Annotated in this window: 19 protein-coding genes; 14 read left to right on the top strand and 5 right to left on the bottom strand. The window is 72.6% G+C overall.

Annotated features, from left to right (window positions below; translation table 11 throughout):
* The first annotated feature begins 283 nt into the window (after positions 1–283).
* The 7 genes from HD594_RS02890 to HD594_RS02860 all read left to right on the top strand — a co-directional run bounded on the left by HD594_RS02890 (position 284) and on the right by HD594_RS02860 (position 9,378).
* On the top strand, positions 284–1,441 hold the full coding sequence (locus HD594_RS02890) for a glycosyltransferase family 4 protein (RefSeq protein WP_184749532.1): 1,158 nt from the start codon (positions 284–286) through the stop codon (positions 1,439–1,441).
* The gene (locus HD594_RS02885) at positions 1,425–2,345 is read left to right on the top strand and encodes a glycosyltransferase family 2 protein (protein ID WP_184749531.1); all 921 of its coding nucleotides are present in this window, start codon (positions 1,425–1,427) and stop codon (positions 2,343–2,345) included. The genes HD594_RS02890 and HD594_RS02885 overlap by 17 nt, the downstream gene beginning before the upstream one ends.
* A complete protein-coding gene (locus tag HD594_RS02880; protein ID WP_184749530.1) occupies positions 2,342–3,676 on the top strand; it encodes a wax ester/triacylglycerol synthase domain-containing protein in 1,335 nt (444 codons plus the stop codon). Before HD594_RS02885 ends, HD594_RS02880 begins: the two co-directional genes overlap by 4 nt.
* Positions 3,673–4,227, top strand: coding sequence for an acyltransferase (locus HD594_RS02875; RefSeq protein ID WP_184749529.1), 555 nt, complete (start codon positions 3,673–3,675; stop codon positions 4,225–4,227). Before HD594_RS02880 ends, HD594_RS02875 begins: the two co-directional genes overlap by 4 nt.
* Positions 4,224–6,275, top strand: a complete 2,052-nt coding sequence (locus HD594_RS17805) for a glycosyltransferase (RefSeq protein WP_184749528.1) — start codon at positions 4,224–4,226, stop codon at positions 6,273–6,275. The genes HD594_RS02875 and HD594_RS17805 overlap by 4 nt, the downstream gene beginning before the upstream one ends.
* Before the next feature lie 14 nt (positions 6,276–6,289).
* The gene (locus HD594_RS02865) at positions 6,290–8,008 is read left to right on the top strand and encodes a S8 family serine peptidase (RefSeq protein WP_184749527.1); all 1,719 of its coding nucleotides are present in this window, start codon (positions 6,290–6,292) and stop codon (positions 8,006–8,008) included.
* Positions 8,009–8,076: 68 nt separating this feature from the next.
* The gene (locus tag HD594_RS02860) at positions 8,077–9,378 is read left to right on the top strand and encodes a UDP-glucose dehydrogenase family protein (protein ID WP_184749526.1); all 1,302 of its coding nucleotides are present in this window, start codon (positions 8,077–8,079) and stop codon (positions 9,376–9,378) included.
* A gap of 19 nt (positions 9,379–9,397) precedes the next feature.
* Here the strand turns inward: HD594_RS02860 and HD594_RS02855 are convergent, their stop codons facing one another.
* Genes HD594_RS02855 through HD594_RS02840 form a run of 4 tightly spaced genes read right to left on the bottom strand, consistent with a single transcriptional unit; the run spans position 9,398 to position 13,322 of the window.
* Entirely contained in the window at positions 9,398–10,660 is a 1,263-nt protein-coding gene (locus tag HD594_RS02855; RefSeq protein WP_184749525.1) for a hypothetical protein, read from the bottom strand.
* Complete coding sequence (locus HD594_RS02850; protein ID WP_184749524.1) at positions 10,653–11,336, bottom strand: HAD hydrolase-like protein; 684 nt, start codon at positions 11,334–11,336, stop codon at positions 10,653–10,655. The genes HD594_RS02855 and HD594_RS02850 overlap by 8 nt, the downstream gene beginning before the upstream one ends.
* Positions 11,337–11,375: 39 nt before the next feature.
* Positions 11,376–12,074 carry an endonuclease NucS gene (gene nucS, locus HD594_RS02845; RefSeq protein ID WP_184749523.1) on the bottom strand — a complete coding sequence of 233 codons (699 nt, stop codon included), beginning with the start codon at positions 12,072–12,074 and terminating at the stop codon, positions 11,376–11,378.
* Positions 12,075–12,083: 9 nt separating this feature from the next.
* Entirely contained in the window at positions 12,084–13,322 is a 1,239-nt protein-coding gene (locus HD594_RS02840; RefSeq protein WP_184749522.1) for an MFS transporter, read from the bottom strand.
* A 70-nt stretch (positions 13,323–13,392) separates the two neighbouring features.
* On the opposite strand from HD594_RS02840, the gene HD594_RS02835 reads away from it, so the two are divergent.
* From HD594_RS02835 to mnhG, 7 genes are all read left to right on the top strand, one after another.
* Positions 13,393–14,454, top strand: a complete 1,062-nt coding sequence (locus HD594_RS02835) for a LacI family DNA-binding transcriptional regulator (protein WP_184749521.1) — start codon at positions 13,393–13,395, stop codon at positions 14,452–14,454.
* 63 nt (positions 14,455–14,517) lie between these two features.
* The gene (locus tag HD594_RS02830) at positions 14,518–17,442 is read left to right on the top strand and encodes a Na+/H+ antiporter subunit A (RefSeq protein ID WP_184749520.1); all 2,925 of its coding nucleotides are present in this window, start codon (positions 14,518–14,520) and stop codon (positions 17,440–17,442) included.
* Between the two features lie 20 nt (positions 17,443–17,462).
* Positions 17,463–17,960: a Na(+)/H(+) antiporter subunit C gene (locus tag HD594_RS02825; RefSeq protein WP_184752486.1), complete on the top strand. Its 498-nt coding sequence runs from the start codon at positions 17,463–17,465 to the stop codon at positions 17,958–17,960.
* Positions 17,957–19,555, top strand: a complete 1,599-nt coding sequence (locus tag HD594_RS02820) for a Na+/H+ antiporter subunit D (RefSeq protein ID WP_184749519.1) — start codon at positions 17,957–17,959, stop codon at positions 19,553–19,555. Before HD594_RS02825 ends, HD594_RS02820 begins: the two co-directional genes overlap by 4 nt.
* Positions 19,552–20,133 (top strand): Na+/H+ antiporter subunit E, encoded by a 582-nt coding sequence (locus HD594_RS02815; protein ID WP_271171281.1) that lies wholly within the window; start codon positions 19,552–19,554, stop codon positions 20,131–20,133. Before HD594_RS02820 ends, HD594_RS02815 begins: the two co-directional genes overlap by 4 nt.
* The gene (locus HD594_RS02810; RefSeq protein ID WP_184749518.1) at positions 20,130–20,399 is read left to right on the top strand and encodes an MrpF/PhaF family protein; all 270 of its coding nucleotides are present in this window, start codon (positions 20,130–20,132) and stop codon (positions 20,397–20,399) included. The genes HD594_RS02815 and HD594_RS02810 overlap by 4 nt, the downstream gene beginning before the upstream one ends.
* Entirely contained in the window at positions 20,396–20,752 is a 357-nt protein-coding gene (gene mnhG, locus HD594_RS02805) for a monovalent cation/H(+) antiporter subunit G (RefSeq protein ID WP_184749517.1), read from the top strand. Before HD594_RS02810 ends, mnhG begins: the two co-directional genes overlap by 4 nt.
* Position 20,753: 1 nt before the next feature.
* Here the strand turns inward: mnhG and HD594_RS02800 are convergent, their stop codons facing one another.
* Positions 20,754–23,378: a penicillin acylase family protein gene (locus tag HD594_RS02800; protein ID WP_184749516.1), complete on the bottom strand. Its 2,625-nt coding sequence runs from the start codon at positions 23,376–23,378 to the stop codon at positions 20,754–20,756.
* Between the last annotated feature and the right edge of the window lie 63 nt (positions 23,379–23,441).

The raw sequence follows: 23,441 nt of genomic DNA, 5'->3' as shown, positions 1-23,441 counted from the left end.
CCCGCCCCCCGGGCGACTGGGTGATGAATCCGCCGCCGTGGCGCTGAACAGGGGAAATGAGCCGATCCGGCATCGTTCCCCGTCTTCATCTTGGGGCCGTGCGGCCGAAGTTGTGTTGCCGGAGTGTTAAGGGCTCGCGACATTTCGGTGGGAGCCCGCCGAAGGGGTTGCCCCGCGGCCCCCGGGCCACCCACCCTGGTCTCAGACGGCTCGACCGTCGAGCGATGGGGCGGGAAGACCGTTCCCGTCCCGCATACCTCCGGGGGGTCGGATGCGGGTTCTGATGTCATTCCCGCACGCGCTGGGCGCGCCGGGCATCGGCTGGACCGCATGGAATCAGGCCGACTCGCTCGTGCGCGCCGGACACGAGGTCCACCTCGTCGCAGCCAGCTTCGCCCGCCGCGTTCCCGGCGCCGCCTCGGCGACCGCGTCGCTGTCTGCCGGGCGCGTGCGGATCCCGCACCGGGCGATCGGACGCGACCGCGCCTTCGCGTGGCACGACCGGGTCGCCGCGGGCGTCCTCGCCCGCACGCAGGTGGATGTCGTCCACCTGTGGCCGCTCGCTCCCGGCATCACCGCGCGGGCCGCTCGTGCACGGGGGATCCCCGCGGTGCGGGAGGCTCCGAACACCCACACCCGTCGGGCCTGGCGCACGGTCGCCGACGAGATCTCGCGCCTCGGCCTGACCGCCGATCGCACCGCGCACACCGAGGACCCCGCGCACCTGGCGATGGAGACCGCCGAATGGGACGCGGTGACGGGCATCCTCGCCCCGTCCGAACCGGTGGCCGAGTCCTTCATCGCCGAGGGCTTCGCGCCCGAGCGGATCCTCCGGCACCGGTACGGCCATCGGCCCGGCACCAGACTCGCGCGCGTGCGCGGCGGGGATCGTCCGCTGCGGGTCGTCTACGTCGGGCTCGCGGAGCCGCGCAAGGGACTCCATCACGCGCTGCGCGCCTGGGCCGACTCCACCGCCTCCGAGCGCGGCACCTTCCTCGTCGTGGGACGCATGCTCCCGGGGTACGCCGACATGCTCGCGCCGCTGCTGGCCCACCCCGGCGTGGAGGTCGTCGGCTTCAGCGACCGCGTGGATGCGGCGCTCGCATCCGCCGACGTCATGGTGCTGCCCACGCTCGAAGAGGGCAGCGCCCTGGTGACGTACGAGGCCCAGGCCGCCGGCTGCGTTCCGCTGGTCTCGTCGGCGGCGGGCGCCGTGATCGACCACGGCATCCACGGTCTCGTGCACGCGCCGGGCGACGTCGCCGAGCTCACGAGGCAGCTCGACCGGCTGGACGCCGACCGCGAGGAGCTCGCGCGCCTGAGCGCCGCCGCGCTCGCGCACGCGCCCGAGCTGACGTGGGACGCCGCGGCCGAGGCGCTCGTCGCCGCCTACCGGCAGGCGGTCGAGAGGACGGGGGCGCGCGATGCCGCAGCCGTCTGACATCACCATCATCGTGTGCACCCGCAACCGCGCGGCCATGCTGACCGAGGCCCTGTCCGCGATCGCCGCGGCCTCGCCGCCCGAAGCCGAGGTGCTGGTCGTCGACAGCGCGAGCGACACGGACGACACGCGACGGGTGGCCGAGGCCGCCGGGGTGGCTTACGTGCGCGCCGGCAAGGGGCTCTCGGTCGCCCGGAACGCGGGCATCACGTCGGCGGCGCGCCCGCTCGTGGTGTTCACCGACGACGACTGCCGCCCGACCGTCGGCTGGATCGAGCGACTGCTCGCCTGCTTCGAGGACCCCGGCGTGGCCGCCGCGACGGGGCGCATGCTCGACCACACGCTCACCGCCGACGCTCCCTACTCCCGGCCCGCCCGGTACACGACGCCGCTGAGCGGTCTGGATGCGGGGCACGGCGCCGTGATGGCCTTCCGCCGTGAGGTGCTGCTGCGGCTGGGGGGCTTCGACGACCTGATGGGTGCGGGTCAGAAGCACGCGGGAGCCGAGGACCTCGACATCTTCATCCGCATCCTCCGCGCCGGGCCGGACGTGGTCCACGACGGCAAGTGCGTCGTCCTGCACGCCAACACGCGCGTCGGCGATGCGTACGTCGACCTGCACCGCGGATACGGCCTCGGCCTGGGGGCGCTCGTCGGCAAGTGGCTGCGTCTGGACCCCGTCTTCGGCATCCGCATGGGGTGGACGCTCACCCGCCGGACGGCCGCGCGCATCGCCCGGTCCCGCCGCCGCGGGGGCTCGGCCGCCCACGAGCGCGCGATGGTGCAGGGGCTGATCAGCGGCGTCATCGACGTCCGGCGGATACCGCTCGTGGGCGAGCGGTTCGTCCCTCCCTGGTCCCCCCAGCGCGTTCCCGTGCTGCGAGCCGAAGGAGTCGTCTCATGACGCGACCGCCCGTCAGGGTCGAGCTGATCCGCACGCTCGACGAGCAGAAGATCGTCGACAGCATCGTGTACGAGGCCATGCACATCGGCGCGGTCATCGTGATGGACGGGGCGCCGTTCCTGCGCCCCGACGGCACCATCGACCGCGAGCGGATCCACGCCCAGCTGCGGTCCTCGCTCGGGCGGGTGCCGGAGTTCTCGATGCGGCTCATGCACGCGCCCCTGGGGATCACCACGCCCGCCTGGGTGCCCGACGAGCACTTCGACCTGCGCGACCACGTGACCTTCGACGACTCTCCGACACCGCTCACGGGCGAGACCGTGCCCGCGCTCGCCGGGTTCGGCAGACCGCCCCTGCCGCAGGACCGGCCCCTGTGGGACGTGCGGTTCACGGTGCTCGACACGGGCGAGATCGCCCTCGGGGCCCGGATGCACCACGTCGTCGGCGACGGCGAGTGGGGGTTCAGCGTCATCAAGCGCGTGACGAGGCCGGAGCCGCAGACGCCGGATCACTCGGCGGCGCTGCCGCACCCGGGGCGCCCGCCGCGGACGTCGCTGGCGATCCCCGTCGTCGCGCTGCGCCGCTTCCTCGCGGCGAACCCCACGCCGGCGGCCGCCTGGCACGAGTACTGGCGGAAGCCGTTCGTCAAGCGGGTCCGCCGCGCCGGCGGCCGCTGCATCCGCCCGCTCAAGGAGCACTGGATCCGGCGCACGGGAATGCGCGACCGGATGCTGCCCGCCACGCGGACGGCGATGTTCGAGGTCGACGCGTCGCGCGCGGCCCGCGACGCGGCGCGGCTGCGCGGCTCGCTCACCGACCTGCTCGTGGCCGCGGCCACGCGCGCCGTGGACGACGACGAGCGCGGCATCGACCTGATGGTGCCGGTCTCGCGTCGTCGGCGGGGTGCGGGGGGCGACTCCCGCAACCACATCTCGATGGCCCGCGTGCACACCGCTCCCGGTGCGGGGCTCGCCGACCGCGTGGCGGGCATCCGCGAGACGGTGCGGGCGATCGTGCGCGGGGAGGGCGAACCCGACACGCCGCGCGGGCGCATGGTGGGCTACGCGACGCTCATGCAGCTGTCCGACCGGCCGCTGTGGTTCGGCGACGCCCGTGTGACGCGCATCGCGTTCCTCCCCGCCGGGGATCCTCGCAGCGAGATCTCGGTGCTGGGGACGGTGTACGACGGAACGCTCTACACGACGATCGCCTCACGGCTCGAGTTCGACGTCGACGCGATGGCCGGTCGCATCCGCGCGGATCTGGCCGACGCCGCGGCGCCGGCGCGGGCGGACGCGGTCGACGGCTCCGATCGGCAGGAGGCCGCATGAAGCGCGTGCTGCACGCCGTCGGGTCGCTGATCGACCCGCGCGTCTACCTGCACGGACTGCGGATCCTGCACTTCTACGGCTACGCCCACGTCTCGCAGGTGCGCCGTCTCACCCGCGGGGCGAACGTGTCCTTCGCCCCGAACGTCTCCTTCCGCAACGCGGAGCGGATCACGATCGGCGCCGGCACGCACATCGGCGAGTACTCGACGATCTGGGCCGGCAACGCCACCGGACGCATCACGTTCGGCGAGAAGGCGCTGCTGGCGCCGCGCGTGACCGTCACGGCCTCCAACTACGGCACCGCGCGCGGGGTCCCACCGATGGACCAGCCGAAGGTCGAGCAGGACATCGTGATCGGCGCCGGGACGTGGCTGGGCGCCGACGTCGTGGTCCTGGCCGGGGTCACGATCGGCGACGGCGCGATCGTCGCCGCCGGCGCGGTCGTGACGCGCGACATCCCGGCGGACGCCATCGCGGGCGGCGTCCCCGCCAAGGTCATCGGGTGGCGGTCGGATGCGGCTGCGGCCGAGGCGGCGCAGGGGGCGGCGTGACCGGGCCGACCGTCGACGTCATCGTCGTGAACTTCAACACGCGCGAGCGCACGATCGAGTGCCTGGATTCCGTGCGCGACCAGGCGATTCCCGGCGTGCGGGTGATCGTGGTCGACAACGGGTCCGCCGACGGCAGCCTGGCGGCGATCGGTGCGGCGCACCCCGGGGTGACGCTGGTGGACGCCGGCGAGAACCTCGGTTTCGCGCGCGGCGTCAACCGGGGCGTGGCGGTGTCGGACGCCGACTACGTGCTGCTGCTGAACCCGGACGCGACCGTCTTCCCGGGGTCGCTCGAGGCGCTCGTGGACTTCGCGGAGGCCCACCCGGGGCACGGCGTCTACGGCGGGCGCACCGTGCGCGCCGACGGCGCGCTCGATCCGTCGTCGTGCTGGGGTGCGCCCACGCTGTGGTCCCTGAGCTGCTACGCGCTGGGGCTGACCACGGCGTTCCGGCACTCGCGGCTCTTCGACCCCGAGTCGCTGGGTCGCTGGCAGCGCGACACGGTGCGCGAGGTGCCCGTGATCACCGGCTGCCTGCTGCTGGCGCGGCGCGCCGACTGGGATCGCATCGGCGGCATGGACGAGAGGTTCTTCCTGTACGGCGAGGACGCGGAGTTCTCGGCGCGCGCCCGGCGACGCGGCTTCGCCCCCGTCGTCGTCCCGCAGGCCGTGATCCAGCACGACGTCGGGGGCTCCACCGCGTCCAGCGGCCGGAAGATGGCGATGGTGATGGCCGGCAAGGTCACCTACCTGAACCTCGTGTGGCATCCGGCGACGGCGCTCGCCGGCAATCTGCTGCTGCAGGCCGGCGCGGGGATCCGGGCGGCGCTCGAGCGCGTGACCGGCTCGACCCGGCGCACGTGGCGAGACGTCTGGCGCAACCGCCGGGCCTGGCGCCGGGGGTACCCGGATGCCGAGCGGACCCTGTTCGGGCGGACACCTGCGAACGTGCCCTCGCCGCTGCGGGTGCAGGCCGAGCCGGCGTTCCGCACCGAGCGCGCCAATCCCTACAACGGGCGCCTGTACCGCGCGCTCCAGCGGCGCGGCGCGCGCGTGACCGACCTGAACTACTGGCATCTGCTCGTCGAGCCCACCGACGTCGTCCACCTCCATTGGCCCGACCTGTCCTTCCTGTCGGGATCGCGGCGCGTGATCCACGCCGCGCGGCTGGCGTGGTTCTACGGCGCGCTGCGCGCGGTGCGCGCCCGCGGGACGGTGCTGGTGTGGACCGTCCACAACGTCTCGTCCCACGAGGAGCGCTCGTCCCCCCGGGTGCGGCGTGCGGCCGAGCGGCTGCTGCTGAGCAGCGTGGACGGGATCATCGCGCTGACCGAGGACGGCGTCGACGCCGCGCGTGCCGCCTACCCGCGGCTGCGCGAGGTTCCCGCCGCCGTGACGCCGCACGGCCACTACCGCGGCGACTACGCGTTCGGGCTGTCGCGCGCGCAGGCGCGCACGCGTCTGGGACTGGACCCCGACCGGCCGGTCGTGGTGGCGGTGGGCCAGCTGCGTCCGTACAAGAACATCCCGCACCTGATCACGACCTTCCGGTCCCTCGATCCCGACGCGGTCCTGCTGGTGGCGGGAAAGGCCGCGCCGGCGGAGCTCGAGCGGGAGGTCCGCGCCGCCGCGGCCGACGATCCGCGGGTGGTCCTGGATCTGCGCTTCCTGCCCGACGAGGAGCTGCCGGTGGTGCTCGCCGCCGCCGACCTCGTCGTCCTTCCCTATTCCCGGATCCAGAACTCCGGGTCGGCCATCCTCGCCGCCTCGGCGGACCGTCCCGTGCTCGTGCCCGATCTCGGGGCCATGCGGGAGCTGCAGACCCAGCTGTCGGACCAGTGGGTGCGGCTGTACTCGGGGGACCTGGAGCCGGACGACCTGGCCGGGGCCCTGGCGTGGGCGACCGCCGAGGGCCGCCCCGAGACCGCCGACCTGTCGGCCCTGGACTGGGACGAGATCGCCGCGCGCACGCTCGCGGCCTACGAGGACTTCCGTGAACGGTCACGGTGGCGCCGACAGCCGGCGGCGAAAGAACCGGCGATCAGCTAGGGGGCTGAACCATCATGATCGGATCGACTTCCGGCGCCCGGGGGGACGCCGGACGACGGCTCCGCACCGGAGCCGTCATCGCGGCGGGGATCGCGCTGGTCGCGGCGACCCTCGCGGCGCCGCAGCCGGCGGCGGCACTGCCCGCCGGCTCGTACGTCGTCGTCCTCGACGACGGCGTCAATGCGGCTGCGCTCGCGCGCTCCGCCGGCATCCAGCGCGATCAGCGCTTCGTGTCGGCGCTCAACGGATTCTCGGTCGAACTCACCGCCGCCGAGGCGACGGCGCTCGCCCGGGATCCCCGCGTGCTCGCGGTGAGCCCGGACTTCCCCATCGAGGGGATGGCGCAGACGGTTCCGCCGCACGTCCCGTCCGTCGAAGCCGACGAGGCGCCGGTGAACGCCGGCGACGGGGTCACGCAGTGGAGCGGGCCGGCCGTCGCGATCGTCGACTCGGGGGTGAACCCGCATCCGGACTACAACCTCGCCGGAGCGGTGAGCTGCTACCCGGGCCTGGACGCGAGCGACGGCAACGGCCACGGCACGGCCGTCGCCGGCTATATGGCCGCGTACGACGACGACTCGGGAACCGTGGGGGTCGCGCCCGGCGCACCGATATATTCCGTGCGGGTGATGGACGCGAAGAACCGCGGCACGCTCTCGACGCTGCTGTGCGGTCTGGACTGGGTCTCGCGCAACGCCGCGAGCCTCGGGATCGAGGTCGTCAACCTCAGCCTCGCGGCCCGCGGCGACGATGACGGCAACTGCGGCTACTCCAACGGGGATCCCCTCCACCAGGCCATCTGCGGGCTGGAGGACGCCGGGCTGGTCATGGTGGCCTCCGCCGGCAACTCCGACACCGATCTGGCCGGGTACGTCCCCGGGGCGTATGACGAGGTGCTCGCTGCCACGAACGTCGGCGACTACGACGGCCGTCCCGGAGGGCTGGCATCGGCTCCGTGCTCGGTGAGCACGCGCGACGACGAGCCGGCGGTCAACACCAACTACGCCGTCACCGCGGCCGACCGTGCGCATACCATCGCGGCGCCGGGGATGTGCCCGTACACGACGCTCAAGGGCGACCGGTACGGCTACATCCAGTCGGGCACGTCGATGTCGGCGGCGGCCGTGAGCGGCGTCGTCCTGGACTGCCTCGCCGCGGGCGACTGCGGCGGCTCCGCCGCGCAGATCCGCAGCACGGTGCTTGCGCAGGCTCAGGCGGCGGCCGCGCGCGGTCATCGCTTCGCGGGCGATCCGCTGTCGCCGGTCGCCGGCCGGTACTTCGGGTACCTCGCCTCGACCGTCCCGGCCGGCGGCACCGTTCCGACGCCGACGCCGACGCCGACGCCGACTCCGACGCCGACTCCGACTCCGACTCCGACGCCCACGCCGACTCCGACTCCGACGCCGACGCCGACTCCGACGCCGACGCCGACTCCGACGCCGGACACCACCGCGCCGACGGTCGCCATCGTGTCGCCGCCGTCCGGAGCGGTGGCCAGCGGCACCGGAACGATCGTCGCGACCGCATCGGACGACGTGGGCGTGACCGCCGTGTCGTTCTGGTCGGGCGGCACGCGTCTGGGCACCGGGACACAGGCCGCCGACGGGACCTGGCGCGCGACGCTGTCGACGACGGGCTTCCCGAACGGGACCTACCCGGTCCACGCACGGGCGAGCGACGCCGCGGGCAACGTGGGGCAGAGCGCGACGATCACGGTGATCGTGCGGAACTGAGCGTGCGTCCGCACCCCGGCCGCTCGCGCGCCGGGGTGCGGACGCCCTGAGCAGCAGGAGGCTGTGCGATGAAGATGAGCGTGATCGGGTGCGGGTACCTCGGTGCCGTGCACGCGGCGGCGATGGCGGAACTGGGCCACGAGGTGGTCGGCGTGGACGTCGACGCCGGCAAGATCGCGGCACTGTCGGCCGGCCGCGCGCCCTTCTTCGAGCCGGGGCTCCCCGAGATCCTCGCGTCGGCGCTCGCGAGCGGGCGGCTCCGTTTCACGACCGATATCGCGGAGGCCGGCGGCGCGCGCGTGCACTTCATCGCCGTGGGGACGCCGCAGACCAAGGACTCGTACGCGGCCGATCTCACCTACGTCGACGCCTCCGTGGCGGCGCTTCTGCCGCACCTCGGCGACGGGGACCTGGTCGTGGGCAAGAGCACGGTGCCCGTCGGCACGGCGGCACGCCTCGCCGACGCGATCACGGCATCGGGCTCGGGGGCGCGTCTGGCGTGGAATCCGGAGTTCCTGCGCGAGGGCTTCGCCGTGAAGGACACCCTCGAGCCGGACCGGCTCGTGTACGGGGTGGCGGATCCTGCGGACGCCGAGGTGCTCGACGAGGTCTACCAGCGCGCACTCGGCGCGGGCACGCCTCGCATCGTGACCGACTTCGCGACCGCCGAGCTGGTCAAGGTCTCGGCCAACGCGTTCCTGGCGACGAAGATCTCGTTCATCAACGCGATGGCCGAGATCGCCGAGGCGACCGGCGCCGACGTGACCCGCCTCGCCGACGCGATCGGGCACGATGCCCGCATCGGGCGGCGGTTCCTCAACGCCGGGGTGGGCTTCGGCGGCGGCTGCCTGCCCAAGGACATCCGCGCGTTCACGGCGCGCGCCGAGGAGCTGGGCAGAGGCGAATCGGTGGCGTTCCTCAAGGAGGTCGACGCCATCAACCTCCGCCGCCGCCAGCGCGTCGCCGACCTCGCCGTCGACCTTCTCGACGGGTCCGTCGTGGGCAGTAAGGTGGCGGTCCTCGGGGCGACGTTCAAGCCGCACTCCGACGATGTGCGGGACTCCCCCGCCCTCGATGTCGCGGTCCGTCTCAAGGGACTCGGCGCCGACGTCGTGGTCACCGACCCCGAGGGGCTCGACAACGCACGTGCGCGGCATCCGCAGCTGCTGTACGCGGCGATCGCCGACGAGGCGCTGCGTCACGCGGATCTCGCCGTGCTCGTCACGGAGTGGCCGCAGTACACGAGCCTGGAGCCCGCCGACGTCGGTGCGATCATGCGCGGGCGGCGCGTCATCGACGGCCGCAATGCGCTCGACGCGGCGTCCTGGCGCGCGGCCGGATTCACCTACGCCGGACTGGGCCGCGGCTGAGGCCCGACGCGCCGGGAGCTCAGCGGGCGAGCCGGCTGTAGTCGGCGAGGGCCTTGGCGTCCTCGGCGTCGCGCATCGCGCGCCGTGCGGCGTCGAGGGCCTCGACGGGGTCGGCGGCCTGACGGGCGCCGGCGAGCTCGGTCTGGGCGGACAGCAGCCGCGCGCGGGCATCCGCTCCGGCGCGTGTGCGCGTGATCGCGGCCTCCGCGGCGGCGATGGCCTGGCGTGCGGCCGCGAGCGTCCCCGGCAGGGCCGTGCGCGCGCCGCGCAGACGCTGCTGAGCCGTGCGCGCGTCGCCGAGCGCGATGTCGAGGCGGTCCCTGATGCGCGCGATCGCGTCGACCGTGCGCGTGGGCCGGCGTGCGGCCTGCGGCTCGAGGGCATCGAGCTGGTCCGTGAGGGCGCGCACTTCGGCGCCGAGCCGGGCGGAGTCCGCGGGCTCCAGGTGCTCGCGCGTCACGGAGGCCTGCCGCAGCGCAGCGCGCGCCGCCTCGAACTCCCCCGGCAGCGCCTGTGCGGCCTGCGTCACCAGCCGGTGGGTCTCCTCGAGGATGCGGGACTCGGCCTCGGCCTGCCGCAGGGCGCGCTCGGCCGCCGCGAGGTCGCCCAGGACCGAGGTGCTGGGGTCGGGAGCCGCCGCGGACGCCTCCGCCAGGAGCGACTGCGCCGTATCGGCGGCACGCGTCGCCGCGGTCGCCGCGCGCCGCGCATCCGCCCATTCCTCCTCGTCGAACCGCTGCTCGAGCGTCGCCATGAGGGCGGTCGGGTCGCCCATCTCGGCACGCAGGCGCGTCAGGCGCTCGCGCCCCGCGGCGACCTGGCGCGGCGCCGACACGTTCGCGCTGACCCACGCGGCATGGTCTCGACGCGCCGAGGCGATCGTGGCGAGCGCCTCGGCCGTGCGCCGCTTGATGCGGGCGGAGCCGCGCCGCACCTCCGCGGGGTGGACGCCCTCCTCCCCCAGCCGGCGGTACTCGTCGAACGATTCGTCCCGCACGTGCTGCGCGGTCATGCGAGCCCGCCGCAGCGACGACGGCGCCGTCCCGCCGTACAGCGCGCCCGAGAGCCCGACCTCGAGCTCGAGCTCTTCGACGGCGTCGTCCAGGCGCACGAGCTCCACGCCCGCGGCGGCGCGCACCGGCTCGGCCGCCGCACGCGCACGGGGCGAGCGCCGTGCGCGACGCACCGCCCACACCGTGACGGCGACGGCGATCGCCGTCACGCCGAACACGACCAGCGCCGGGATGAGCCAGCCGAGCACGGCGCCGAGGAGGTCAGGCATCGACATCCTCGAACAGCAGCAGCGTGCGCAGCTCGTCCACCGTGTCGACGGCGGCCTGGGCGCCCTCGGCCTCGTGCGGCCAGCTGAATCCCCACCGCACGAAGATGACGGGCACGCCGTGCTCGGCGCCGCCCTCCACGTCGTGGTGCCGATCGCCGATGAGCACGGGCCGGTCCGTGTCGATGCCCTCGGCTTCGAGGCGCCGCAGCGCTTCGGCGACGATGTCGGCCTTCGAGCTGAGCGTGCGCTCGTCGATCGTGGCTCCGACGATCGCGTTCAGGTGCGGCGACAGATCGAAGTGGTCCATGAGGGCGTCGACCTGGATCTCGGGCTTGGAGCTCGCGGTGGACTGCGCGATGCCGGCGGCGGAGATGTCGCGGATGAGCTCGCCGATGCCGTCGAAGAGCTTCGCGCCCGTCGTGTAGCCGTCCTCGCGGCCGATGGCCCGATAGTGGCTGACGGCGGCCGAGGCCTCGTCGGGGGTCATGCCGACGTTCACCTGGAAGGAGTCGTACATCGGCGGTCCGATCCAGTGCACGAGCTCCTCGCGCGTCGGGGCCTTCCTGCCGAAGTGCTCGAGGCACATCGTCAGACGGCGCAGGATCCCGTCGGAGGCATCGACGACGGTGCCGTCGACATCCCACAGGACGCAGGACCAGGGCGAGCGCATCGTCATGTCCTTACGCTACCGGCCGCGCCGCGGGCCGGCGTCCACTCAGAACAGGCGCGGAGCGCCGGACTCGACGCCCTTCATGCCCTCGTAGTCGAGGGTGACGCAGCGGATGCCGCGGTCGGCGGCGAGCACCTTCGCCTGGGGCTTGATCTCCTGCGCGGCGAACACGCCCGTCACCGGCGCGAGGTGCGGATCGCGGCCCAGCAGGTCGAGGTAGCGGGTCAGCTGCTCGACGCCGTCGATGTCGCCGCGCCGCTTGACCTCCACGGCCACGGTGCCGCCCGAGGACGCGTCCCGCAGCAGCAGATCGACGGGCCCGATCGCGGTGGGGAACTCGCGGCGCATTAGGCTGAGCCCGTCGCCGATGACGTCGACCTGCTCGGCCAGCAGGCGCTGCAGGTCGGCTTCGACGCCGTCCTTCTGCAGGCCGGGGTCGACGCCGAGCTCGTGCGAGGAGTCGTGCAGCACCTCGTAGATGCGCACCAGGAGCGCGTCGCCGGTCTTGGCGTGCGTGACGCGCCAGTGCTCCTGCACCCCGGCTGCGGCGGAGTCGGCATCCGGCTCCTCGACCTCGAGCCGGCAGGGCGGGCTCATCCAGTTCAGGGGCTTGTACGACCCGCCGTCGGAGTGGACCAGCAGGCTGCCGTCGCCCTTGTGCACCAGCAGGCGCGTGGCCAGCGGCAGATGGGCGTTGAGGCGGCCGGTGTAGTCCACCGAGCAGCGGGCGATGACGAGGCGCACCCGAAGATCCTAGTGCGCCCGCACTCCCCCGGCACCGACTCCGGAGCCCTTGAGCGGCCGTGCCGCGGGCGATGCCAGGCCCGACGCCACGATGAGGACGACGAGGATCAGCAGCGTGTTCAGCAGGCCGATGTGCTCGCTGATGAGGCCGAGCAGGGGCGGTCCCGCGAGGAAGGCGACGTAGCCGATCGTGGCGGCGGCGCTCACGCGCGCGGCGGCGCGGGCGGGATCGTCGGCGGCCGCCGACATGCCGAGCGGGAACCCGAGCGACACGCCCGCGCCCCACAGCGCCGCGCCCGCGAAGACGAGCGGCACGTTCGGCGCGTAGATGAACAGCAGCAGGCCGGCCGCGGCCAGGACCGACAGCACGCGCAGCACCGCGACGCGGCCGAACCGGTCGACCAGCGGTCCGCCGAACATGCGCACGAGGGTCATGCTGACCGAGAAGACCGCGAGCCCCGCCGCGCCCAGCGCCGCGCTCTCGCCGTGGCCCTCGACCACGCCGAGCGCGAGCCAGTCGTTCGCGCCGCCCTCGGCGAAGGCCATGCCGAGCATCACGACGCCCAGCGCGTACGTGCGCGGCTCACGCCAGGCCGACATCGCGAGCGCCAGCCGCTCGCGCCACGTGCCGCGCTCCTCCCCCGCTTCGGGGTCCATGGCCGCCTCGCGCCGTGGCACGTTCAGCACGCTGACCACCCCGATCGCGACGATGAGGACGGCGGTGGCGGCCAGATGCGTGATCGGCGGCATGCCCCACGCGATCGCCAGGATGCCGATGCCGGCGCCGAGGACCGTGCCGAAGCTGAAGAACGCGTGGAACAGGGGCAGCAGCGTCTTGCCGGTGGTGTTCTCGATCGCCGCGCCCTCGACGTTCATCATGACGTCGACCGCGCCGTTGCCGAAGCCCCACAGCATCAGCCCCACGACGACGACGGGAGCCGAGTGCAGGGTGTCGGCGCCGATGCCGATGACGGCGAGACCGCTCGCGAACACCGCGATCGCGCCCATCATCCCCCGTCGCGCGCCGAACCGCGCGAGCACCACCGACGACAGCGACAGGCCGACGATCGAGGCGATCCCGCCCGCGAGCAGCATCAGGCCGAGCTCGGCCCGATCGACCGAGACGGCGTCCTTGATCTCGGGGACGCGCGCCGCCCAGGTCGCCACGCTCAGGCCGCTGCTGAGGAAGATCGCGAAGATCGCCAGGCGCCAGCGCAGCAGCTGGGAGGCGGTGAGGGTCAGGTCCACTGCTGAAGGATATCGAATCGATTCGAAACACGGAACCACGCGGGCGACGATCCCCGGTACCATCGCGGTCATGAGCCCCCGCCGTGCCACCATCGCCGACGTCGCGCGCCGCGCCGGCGTGGCGCCGTCGACGGCGTCGGTGGTGTTCAGCGGGAAGACGTCGGTGTCGGACGCGACGCGGGCGCGAGTCCTGGACGCCGCCGATCAGCTCGGGTACACCGGGCCCGACCCGGTCGCGGCGTCGCTGCGCACCGGGCGCTCGGGGATCGTGGGGGTCGTCTTCGAGGAGCACCTCGGTCGCGCGTTCCTCGACCCCGTCAAGACCCTCATGATGGACGGCCTCGCCGACGCGGTGGCACCCCTCGGCGCGGGCCTGCTGCTGCTGCGCGACCAGGAGCCGGCAGGCACCGGCCCCACCCTCACCACCGCTCCCCTCGACGCGGCGGTGCTCGTGGGCTGCAGCGGCCTGCTGCGCGAATCGCTGCACGCGGTGCGGGCGCGCGGCATCCCCGTCGTCGTGATCGAGGGCGATGCCGGGGAGGACGTGCCCCGCATCGATCTCGACAACCGCGAGGCCCAGCGCCAGGCCGCATCGCACCTGCGGGGTCTCGGACACGAGCGGGTGGCCACGGTCACGCTGCCGATCCGGGCCGGGTGGCGCGCGGGATGGGTCGAGCCGGACGCCGAGATCTCGGTCGAGGTCACGCGCGATCGGCTCGACGCCGTGCGCGACGTGTACCCCGACGCGCCGGCGTACGCGGCCTCGGCGAGCTCGATCGACGAGGGGCTGGCCGCCGGCCGCGTGCTGCTGGCAGACCCCGGGACCCGTCCCACCGCGGTCATCGCCCAGAGCGACCTGCTCGGCGCGGGCGTGATCCGCGCGGCCGAGGAGCTCGGTCTCGACGTGCCGGGCGACGTCAGCGTCACCGGCTTCGACGGCATCGTCGTGGACGGTCTCGCTCCGTACCGGCTGACCACCCTGGTCCAGCCCGCGACCGAGAAGGGGCGCGCCGCCGGGCGCGCGGTCGCCGCGCTCGTCGACGGAGACGATGCGCCGTCGATCTCGCTCACGAGCACGTTCCGCGAGGGAAATACGACCGCGCCGCCACCGTCCCCCGCGTCGGTAGACTGAGCCATCACGCCCTGATCGCCTGAGCCGGTGACACATCCGGCCCGACGAACCGAGGAGGCCGCCATGCTCCTCCTCCTCGCTGCGTTCGCGCTCGTCCCGCTCGCCCTGCCGTGGCTCGTCGCCCGGATCGGGCCGCGGGCCTTCACGGTCGCCTCCGTCCTGCCGTTCGCCGCGTTCGCGCATGCCGCCGTCCAGACGCCCGCCGTCGCCGCGGGGAACATTCCCTATGAGGAATTCGAGTGGATCCCCTCGCTCGGGATCGCCCTGTCGATGCGGATGGACACGCTGTCGTGGGTCATGACGCTGATCGTCACCGGCGTCGGCGGCCTCGTGCTGGTGTACTGCCGCTGGTACTTCGTCGACGAGGGGGTGGGGCTCGGTCGCTTCGCCGCGGTGCTGCTCGGGTTCGCCGGCGCCATGTACGGACTCGTCCTCACCGACGACCTGGTCGTCCTCGTGATGTTCTGGGAGATCACGAGCGTCCTGTCGTACCTGCTGATCGGCCACTACAACCGCCGCGCCCCGAGCAGGCGCGCCGCCCTCCAGGCGCTGCTGGTGACCACGCTCGGCGGTCTGGTCATGTTCATCGGCGTCGTCCTGCTCGTGGTGCGCGCCGGAACCTCCAGCATCTCGGCGGCCGTCGCCGACCCGCCGTCGGGCCCCGTGGTCACCGCCGCGATCGTGCTCCTGCTGGTCGGGGCCCTCAGCAAGTCGGCGATCTTCCCGTTCCACTTCTGGCTGCCCGGGGCCATGGCGGCGCCCACCCCCGTGAGCGCCTACCTGCACGCCGCGGCCATGGTGAAGGCGGGCATCTACCTCATCGCGCTCGCGGCCCCCGTGGCCGCCGAATCGCCCGCGTGGCGGCCGATCGTGATCGGGCTCGGCGCGTTCACCATGCTCCTCGGCGGTTTCCAGGCCCTGCGCGAGACCGACCTCAAGCGCATCCTGGCCTTCGGGACGGTCAGCCAGCTCGGGATGCTGACGGTCGTCCTCGGCTACGGCACGCGGGACGCGGCGCTCGCCGGGCTCGCCCTGCTGATCGCGCACGCGCTGTTCAAGTCCGCGCTGTTCCTCATCGTCGGCGTGATCGACCGCCAGCTGGGAACGCGCGACATCGGCGAGCTGAGCGGCCTCGGCCGGCGCGCTCCCGTCTCGGCGGCGGCATCCGTCCTCGCGATCGCGTCGATGGCGGGGGTGATCCCCACCATCGGGTTCGTCGCCAAAGAGGGGGCGCTCACGGCCCTGCTCGACGAGGCGCTCGGCGGCGCCGCGTGGGGAATGGTCGGGATCTCCGCGGTCGCGCTCGGGACGGTGCTGACGTGCGCGTACGGCATCCGTTTCCTGTGGGGGGCGTTCGCCACCAAGAAGGATGCCGACGGAGGCATGCTGCCGGCGACCGACTGGCCGCGTCCCCCGTTCGGGTTCGTCCTCGCGCCCGCTCTCCTGGCCCTGCTGAGCCTCGCCGGGGGTTTCGCGGCACCCTGGCTCGACACCGTGCTCACGCCGTATGCCGAGACCGCACCGGCCGCCTCACCGGGGGTCGCCGCGCCGGAGCACCCCGCGCACCTCGCGCTGTGGCACGGGTTCCAGCCCGCGCTGTGGATCTCGGTGGCGGCCCTCGCCCTCGGCATCGGGGTGTTCGCGCTGACGCGGGGATGGACGCCCGCACGCCGTTTCATTCCGTTCACCGCATGGGATGTCTACAACGGCGCGCTGCGTGGGCTCGCGAAGCTGTCGGTGGCGACGACGAGCGTCACCCAGCGCGGATCGCTGCCGATCTACGTGGGGATCATCTTCGCGGTCCTGGTCGCCGCCGAGGCGACGGCGATCGCGGCGGGCTCCCCGTGGAATCTCGACCTCACCACGTTCCAGACGCCGACGCAGTGGGTGGCGGCGCCCATCATGATCGCCGCGGGGATCATCGCGGTGCGCGCGCGCAAGCGCTACACCGGCGTCGTGCTCGTGTCAGTCACCGGCATCGGGATGACGGTGCTCTTCGCGACCATGGGAGCACCCGATCTCGCCCTGACGCAGATCCTCATCGAGACGGTCACGATGGTGGCCTTCGCCCTCGTGCTGCGGCGCATCCCGGCGCGCCTGGGGGAGCGCAACGCCTCGGTCAAGCCGGTGCTGCGGGCGATCCTCGGGGCGGCCGTCGGCCTCACGATGGCCGCGGTCGCCGTCGTCGCGGTGTCGGCGCGCGTGCACGCTCCGGTCTCGGAAGCCTTCCCCGAACTCGCCTACGAGATCGGCCACGGGAAGAACATCGTCAACGTCGCCCTGGTCGACCTGCGCGGATGGGACACGATGGGGGAGCTGTCGGTGCTGATCCTGGCCGCGACCGGCGTCGCGTCGCTGGTGTTCGTGACGCACCGCGCCGACACGCTGTCGGATCTGACTCAGCCGCTCCCCCGCGACATCACCCGTCACCGGCGCCCTCTCGTCGAGACGCACGGGCCCGAGGCCGCCGACAGCTCGTCCCCGGCGCGCACGGCCTGGCTCGTCGGCGGGCAGCGCGTCCGGTCACGGGAGCGGTCGATCATGCTCGAGGTCGTCGTCCGCATCCTCTTCCACACGATCATCGTGATCTCGCTGTACCTGCTGTTCGCCGGGCACAACCTCCCCGGCGGCGGGTTCGCGGGCGGGCTCGTCGCGGGCATGGCGCTGGTCATGCGGTACGTCGCGGGCGGCCGGTACGAGCTGGGAGCGGCCGCCCCCGCGGACGCCGGGCGCCTGCTCGGCATCGGCATGGCGATCGCGGTGGGCTGCGCCGTGATCCCGGTGCTGCTGGGAGCGGCGCCCCTCACGCGCGGATTCGTCGAGGCGACGGTGCCGGTGCTCGGGCATGTGGAGTTCGTGACGTCGACCCTGTTCGACGTCGGGGTGTACCTCGTGGTGATCGGCCTTGTGCTCGACGTGCTGCGCAGCCTCGGGGCAGAAGTGGACCGTCAGCGTCTGGCGGCGACCGGATCGGGGGAGCGGGCATGACCGAGACCGCGGATGCCGAACTGAGCGTGTCGATCGTGCTGATCGTCGTCATGGCGGTGCTCTTCGCCGCCGGCGTCTACGCGATGCTCGAGCGCAGCCTCACGCGCGTGCTGATCGGGTTCCTGCTGCTGGGGAACGCGGCCAATCTGCTGCTGCTGATCGTCATGGGGGCCCCGGGCGTCGCGCCGTTCGCGGGGACCGCCGAGGCCTCCGAGATGTCGGATCCGCTCCCGCAGGCGCTCATGCTCACCGCGATCGTGATCACTTTCGCCGTCTCGGCGTTCCTCCTGGCCCTCATCTACCGGTCGTGGCAGCTCGGACGCGCTGACACCGTCGAGGACGACGAGGCGGACCGCGCGGTGCGCGAGCGCGGCGCCGAGGACGAGGAGTCGCTGGACGCCGAGACCGAGGTCGAGGCGTCGGATGCCACCACCGACTTCGTCGACATCCAGACGCGGCCGATCACGATCCCGACGGCGCGCGACGCGACGCGCCGCGAGGACGGGGGACGGACGTGACCCCCATCGCCCCGGCCCTGGTCCCGCTGCTGGTGACGCTGCCCCTGCTGGGCGCGGCGATCGCCCTCATCGCCGCGCGCCATCGCCGCGTGCAGGTGGGCGTGTCGATCGTGACGCTCACGGTGGTGTGCGCCATCGCGGGGATCCTGCTGGCCGTGGTGGACCTCGGCGACCAGGCGATCGCGGTCTCGGTGGGCGGCTGGCCGATCCCGTACGGCATCGTGCTGTACGTCGACCGCTTCGCGGCGCTGCTGGTCATGGTCTCGTCGATCGTGCTGCTGGCCGTCCTGCTCTTCTCGGTCGGCCAGGGCGCCGCCGACGGCGACGACGACACCCCGGTGTCGATCTTCCACCCCACGTACCTCGTGCTCGCCGCCGGCATCTTCACCGCGTTCGTGGCCGGGGACCTGTTCAACCTGTACGTCGGGTTCGAGATCCTGCTGGTGGCCTCGTACGTGCTCATCACGCTCGGCTCGACGAGGTCGCGCATCCGCACCGGCGCCGTGTACATCGTCGTCTCGCTGGTGTCGTCCATCCTGTTCCTCGCGGCGATCGCGATGATCTACGGCGCCCTCGGCACGGTCAACATGGTGCACATCGCCCAGCGGATGTCGGAGCTGCCGCAGGAGACGCAGCTCGTGCTGCACGTCCTGCTGATCGTGGCCTTCAGCATCAAGGCCGCGGTGTTCCCGCTGTCGTTCTGGCTGCCCGACTCGTACCCGACGGCGCCGGCGCCGGTCACGGCGGTGTTCGCGGGCCTGCTGACCAAGGTCGGCGTGTACGCCATCATCCGCACCGAGACCGAGCTGTTCCTCGACAACGACATCAACACCGTGCTGATGTACGCAGCGCTGGCCACGATGATCGTCGGGGTCCTCGGCGCCGTCGCGCAGGCCGAGCTCAAACGCATCCTGTCGTTCACGCTGGTCAGCCACATCGGCTACATGATCTTCGGGCTCGCGATCGCGACGCCGGCGGCGATCGGCGCGACGGTGTACTACATGGTCCACCACATCGTCGTGCAGACGACGCTGTTCCTCGCGGTGGGGCTGGTGGAGCGCCGGGCCGGGTCGACGTCGATCCTGCGGGTGAAGGGACTCATGCGCGCGGCGCCGGTCATCGCGGTGCTGTACTTCATCCCGGCCGTCAACCTGGGCGGGCTGCCGCCGTTCTCGGGGTTCATCGGCAAGTTCGCGCTGTTCGACGCGGCCGCGCAGGTGGGGACGCCGCTCATGATCGTGCTCATCGTCGGCGGGGTCGTGACGTCGCTGCTGACGCTGTACGCGCTGATGCGGGCCTGGAACCTCTCGTTCTGGCGCGAGGAGGCCGACTCCGCCGAGACCGAGGAGCGCATCGCCTACCTCGGGGACGCGCCGGAGGCGACCGTGCAGACCGAGCGCCGGGCGATCCCGCGCATCATGACCGCCGCCACGACCGGCATGGTCACCGTGACGATCGCGCTGACGGTGTTCGCCGGCCCCCTGTACGACATCTGCGCCCGCATCGGCGGCGCGCTCCTGCAGCCGGTGACCGTCGTGCAGCTCGAACAGGAGCACGATGAGAGCACCGGACAGTCGGGGGAGGAGGCGCCGTGACGAACGTGGACACGACACCGCCCCGCGCACGGGAGACCCTCACGCGGCTGTGGCGCCAGCTGCCCTTCTTCGTGTGGCTGGTGGCGCTGTGGATGCTGCTGTGGGGCCAGTTCACCTGGACGGCGGCGATCACCGGGCTGATCGCCGCGATCGTGGTGACGCGGGTGTTCCGCCTGCCGCCGGTCGAGCTGTCCGGCCGGGTGAACGCGTGGTACGGGCTCGTCTTCGTCGTCGAATTCCTCGGTGCGCTGGTGCTCGGCTCGCTCACGGTGGCGTGGCAGGTCGTCAGCCCGCGAGGACAGCCCGGCGCCGCCATCATCGCCGTGCACCTGATCACCGACGACGACCTGATCATGACGCACACGGCGGTCACGGCATCCCTCATCCCGGGATCGCTCGTCCTCGAGGCCGATCGCGAGCGCCGCGTGCTGTACCTGCACGTGATCGGCGTGCGCGACGACCGCGATGCCGAGCGTCAGCGCGAGAGCGTGCTGCGGTGGGAGCGGCGGATCGTCAAGGCGGTGGGCTCGCGCGCCCAGGTCGCGCAGCTGCGGAGCGCGTCGGAGGATGCCGCATGAACACCGTGCTCGCCATCGCCTACGCGATCTTCGCGATCGCGGCGCTCGTGACGGTCTACAAGATCGTCGTCGGGCCGTCGATCCTCGATCGCGCCGTGGCGTCGGACGTCCTGCTCACCGAGGTGATGTGCGTGCTCGGCGTCGACATGGCCGTGAACCATCACACGCGATCGCTGCCGGTGCTGCTGATCATCGCGGCGGTCGGCGTGTTCGGGTCCATCGCGATCGCGCGGTTCGTCGCGCGCAGAGACCAGGAGGACCGATGACCGCGTTCCTCGACATCCTCTCGCTCGCCCTCATCCTGGCGGGCGCGGTGCTGTGCCTCACCGCGGCGATCGGGCTGCTGCGCTTCCGCGACGTCCCGAGCCGGCTGCATGCCGCGACCAAGCCGCAGGTGCTCGGCTTCCTGCTGATCGCGCTCGCGGTGGCGCTGTCGCTGCGGTCGTGGCCGGTCGTGGCGTTCCTCGTCCCGGTGGTGCTGATCCAGCTCGCCACCGCGCCGCTGGCCGCTCACATCGTCGGCCGTCAGGCGTACCGCAACGGCACGATCGACCGCCCGGGACTCGTCGTGGACGACCTCGACGAGTCGCGTCGGACGCCGCCGGGGTCGGGCGGCTGACTCAGCCGGCGGGCGTGAGGGTGAGCGTGTTCGTCGTCGCCGCGGCGACGGCCTCGCGCGAGAACGCCCACGGCGTCAGCCGCACCTGCTGCCAGGCCTCCGTCTGATCGATGTAGTTCGGGTGGAACGCGTGGCCGCTCGTGCCGGTCAGGATGTGCCAGCTCGACGCGTCGAAGTCGGACAGGTCGACGATCATGCGCATCGAGGGCACGGTCACCGTCGAGAAGTCCCCGCCGAGCCGCCAGCCCGTGGCGTTCACGAGCGAGGTGCCGCCCGAGGTCGGGTACGGGCCGCGGTTGAACAGCAGCTCGATCGGCGCGATGCCCGATTCCCCGAAGGTCTCGCTGCGCAGCTCGAGGGTGTGCAGCGATCCCCAGTCCCAGCGCGACGGCTTCGCGCCCTGCACGGCGGCGAGACGGCGGTAGGCGTCGGACGCGCTCCGCTCGAGCATCTCGTCCATGCCCGACACCCCGAGCCCCTGGTTGGTCCACCACGACGACTCGGGATCGTCGAACAGGTCGTCCACGAGCAGGAACAGCCGGCTCTGGTCCGAGATCGGCGCCGCGGACTCGCGCCCGAGCACGAAGAGGTTCCGCACGAGCTCGTCCCACAGGACGTTCGCGTATGCGGCGGCGGCCGAGTCGGCCGCGTTGTGCGCGTCCCATGTCCGCAGCAGGTCGAGCGCCGCGTCGACGGCGGGATCCTCGGAGGTGCGCGTGAGGAACACCGCGGCCAGGCGCTTGCCCATGAAGAACTCGTCGTCGGCGAGGATGTCGCGCATCTGCTCGGCGGTGAGCGTGCTGTTGGTCTCGGCGATGCGGCGCTCGATGAGCTCGGTGATGCGCGCGGCGCGCCACCCGTAGTCCCAGTCGCTGGTGAGCGCGTAGCCGTAGTCGTCGGTGACGACGGCGTTGTTGGCCGTGACGATGTAGCCGTCGTCGGGGTTGAACAGCACCGGCAGGTTCTCGAACGGGATGTAGCCCTGCCAGTCGTAGGCCGAGGACCACCCGGGCATCGGCATCGAGCCGTCGCCCTTGCCGCGCACCGGCAGGCTGCCGGGGGTCTGGTAGCCGATGTTGCCGTCGACGTCGGCGTACACGAGGTTCTGCGCGGGGACGTCGAACAGGGACGCGGCGGCGCGGAACGCGCCGAAGTCGGTCGCGGTGTTCAGGGCGAAGAGGGCGGATGCCGTCGTCCCCGGCTCGAGGGCGGTCCAGCGCAGACTCACCGCGTACTCGCCGGTGGGCGCCGACGAGGGCTGCACGGCGGCGTCGGTCCTGCCGACGTACGGCTGCGAGGCGATCGTGGCGAAGTCGGGCGCGGCCTCCGAGACGACGGGGCCGTGGACGGTGCTGCGCACCTGGATCGTCACGTCCTCGCCGCCGGCGACGCGGATGGTCTCGGTGCGCGTCTCGAGCGGCACGAGCTCGCCGTCGCGCCAGTACGCGTCGCCCTCGAGCTTCTCGACGTAGAGGTCGGTGACGTCGCTGGTGAGGTTGGTGAAGCCCCACGCGACCCGCGCGTTGTGCCCGATGATGATGCCCGGCAGACCCGAGAACGAGAAGCCGGCGACGTCGAACGGGCAGCTCTCGTCGACGACCGCGCAGCGCAGCTGGACCTGGTGCCACACGCTCGGCAGCGATGCGCCGAGGTGCGGGTCGTTGACCAGCAGCGGCATGCCGGTCTCGGTGAGGTTGCCCGAGATCACCCAGGAGTTCGAGCCGATGCCCTCGCCGGCGTCGCCCACGAGCGTCCCGACGGCCTCGATGACGCTCCCCACCTCGGTCCACTCGATCGAGGCGGATGCCGTGGACGCGGTCTCGTCGGACTCGGCGTCGTGCGACGCGGTGGCGATGTCGGGAAGCGACATCAGGCGCGGGACGATCACCGGGTTCCGGTCGAAGGGGTACGAGGGGTAGAGCTCCGCGATCTGCTCGGCGGTGAGGTCCTGCGCCGTGATCGCGCGCTCGGTCTCGTCCTCGACGTTCGAGCGCAGGTCCCAGGCCATCGCCTTGAACCACGCGATGGAGTCGGCGGGCGTCCACGGCTCGATGACGTAGTCGGGGTTCTGAAGCTCGAGCACGGCGTACTCGAGCGACACATCGGCGCCCTCGCGGTCCGCCAGGTAGGCGTTGACGCCCTCGGCGTACGCGTCGTAGTACGACCGGGTGGTCTCGTCGAGCGACTCGGCCTCGACCTCGGCGATGGCGTGCCAGCCGAGCGTGCGCAGGAACGTGTCGGTGGCGACCTGCGACTCGCCGAACAGCTCCGAGAGCCGTCCGCTGGTGACGTGCCGGCGGAAGTCCATCTCCCAGAACCGGTCCTGCGCGTGCACGTATCCCTGGGCGTAGAAGAGGTCGTGCGTGTTCGAGGCCGTGATGGTCGGCACGCCGAGCTCGTCGCGCTGGACCGTGACCTCCTGCCGGAGGCCGGGGGCCGCGGCGGCGCCGTCGAGCTGCGGGAACGAGCGCTGGATCGTCCAGACGACGAAGCCCGCGGCGATGAGGGCGAGAACGGTCACGATCGCGAAACCGGTGTAGAGCGTGGTCGCGACCCGGCGGCCGAAGGAGGGTCGTCGGGGGGCTCCGTCGTCATCGTCGGCGAGCGGAGCAGGGGGTACCGTCATCGGGAGCCTTTCGGGGGCAGGCGTGAGCAGACGCGGTTTCGGGGACCGCGACACTCGCTCTCA

It is taken from the genome of Microbacterium thalassium, assembly GCF_014208045.1.
Classification (GTDB): domain Bacteria; phylum Actinomycetota; class Actinomycetes; order Actinomycetales; family Microbacteriaceae; genus Microbacterium; species Microbacterium thalassium.
Note: the sequence above shows the minus strand (reverse complement) of the source record. Positions and strands in the feature narration are given on the sequence as shown.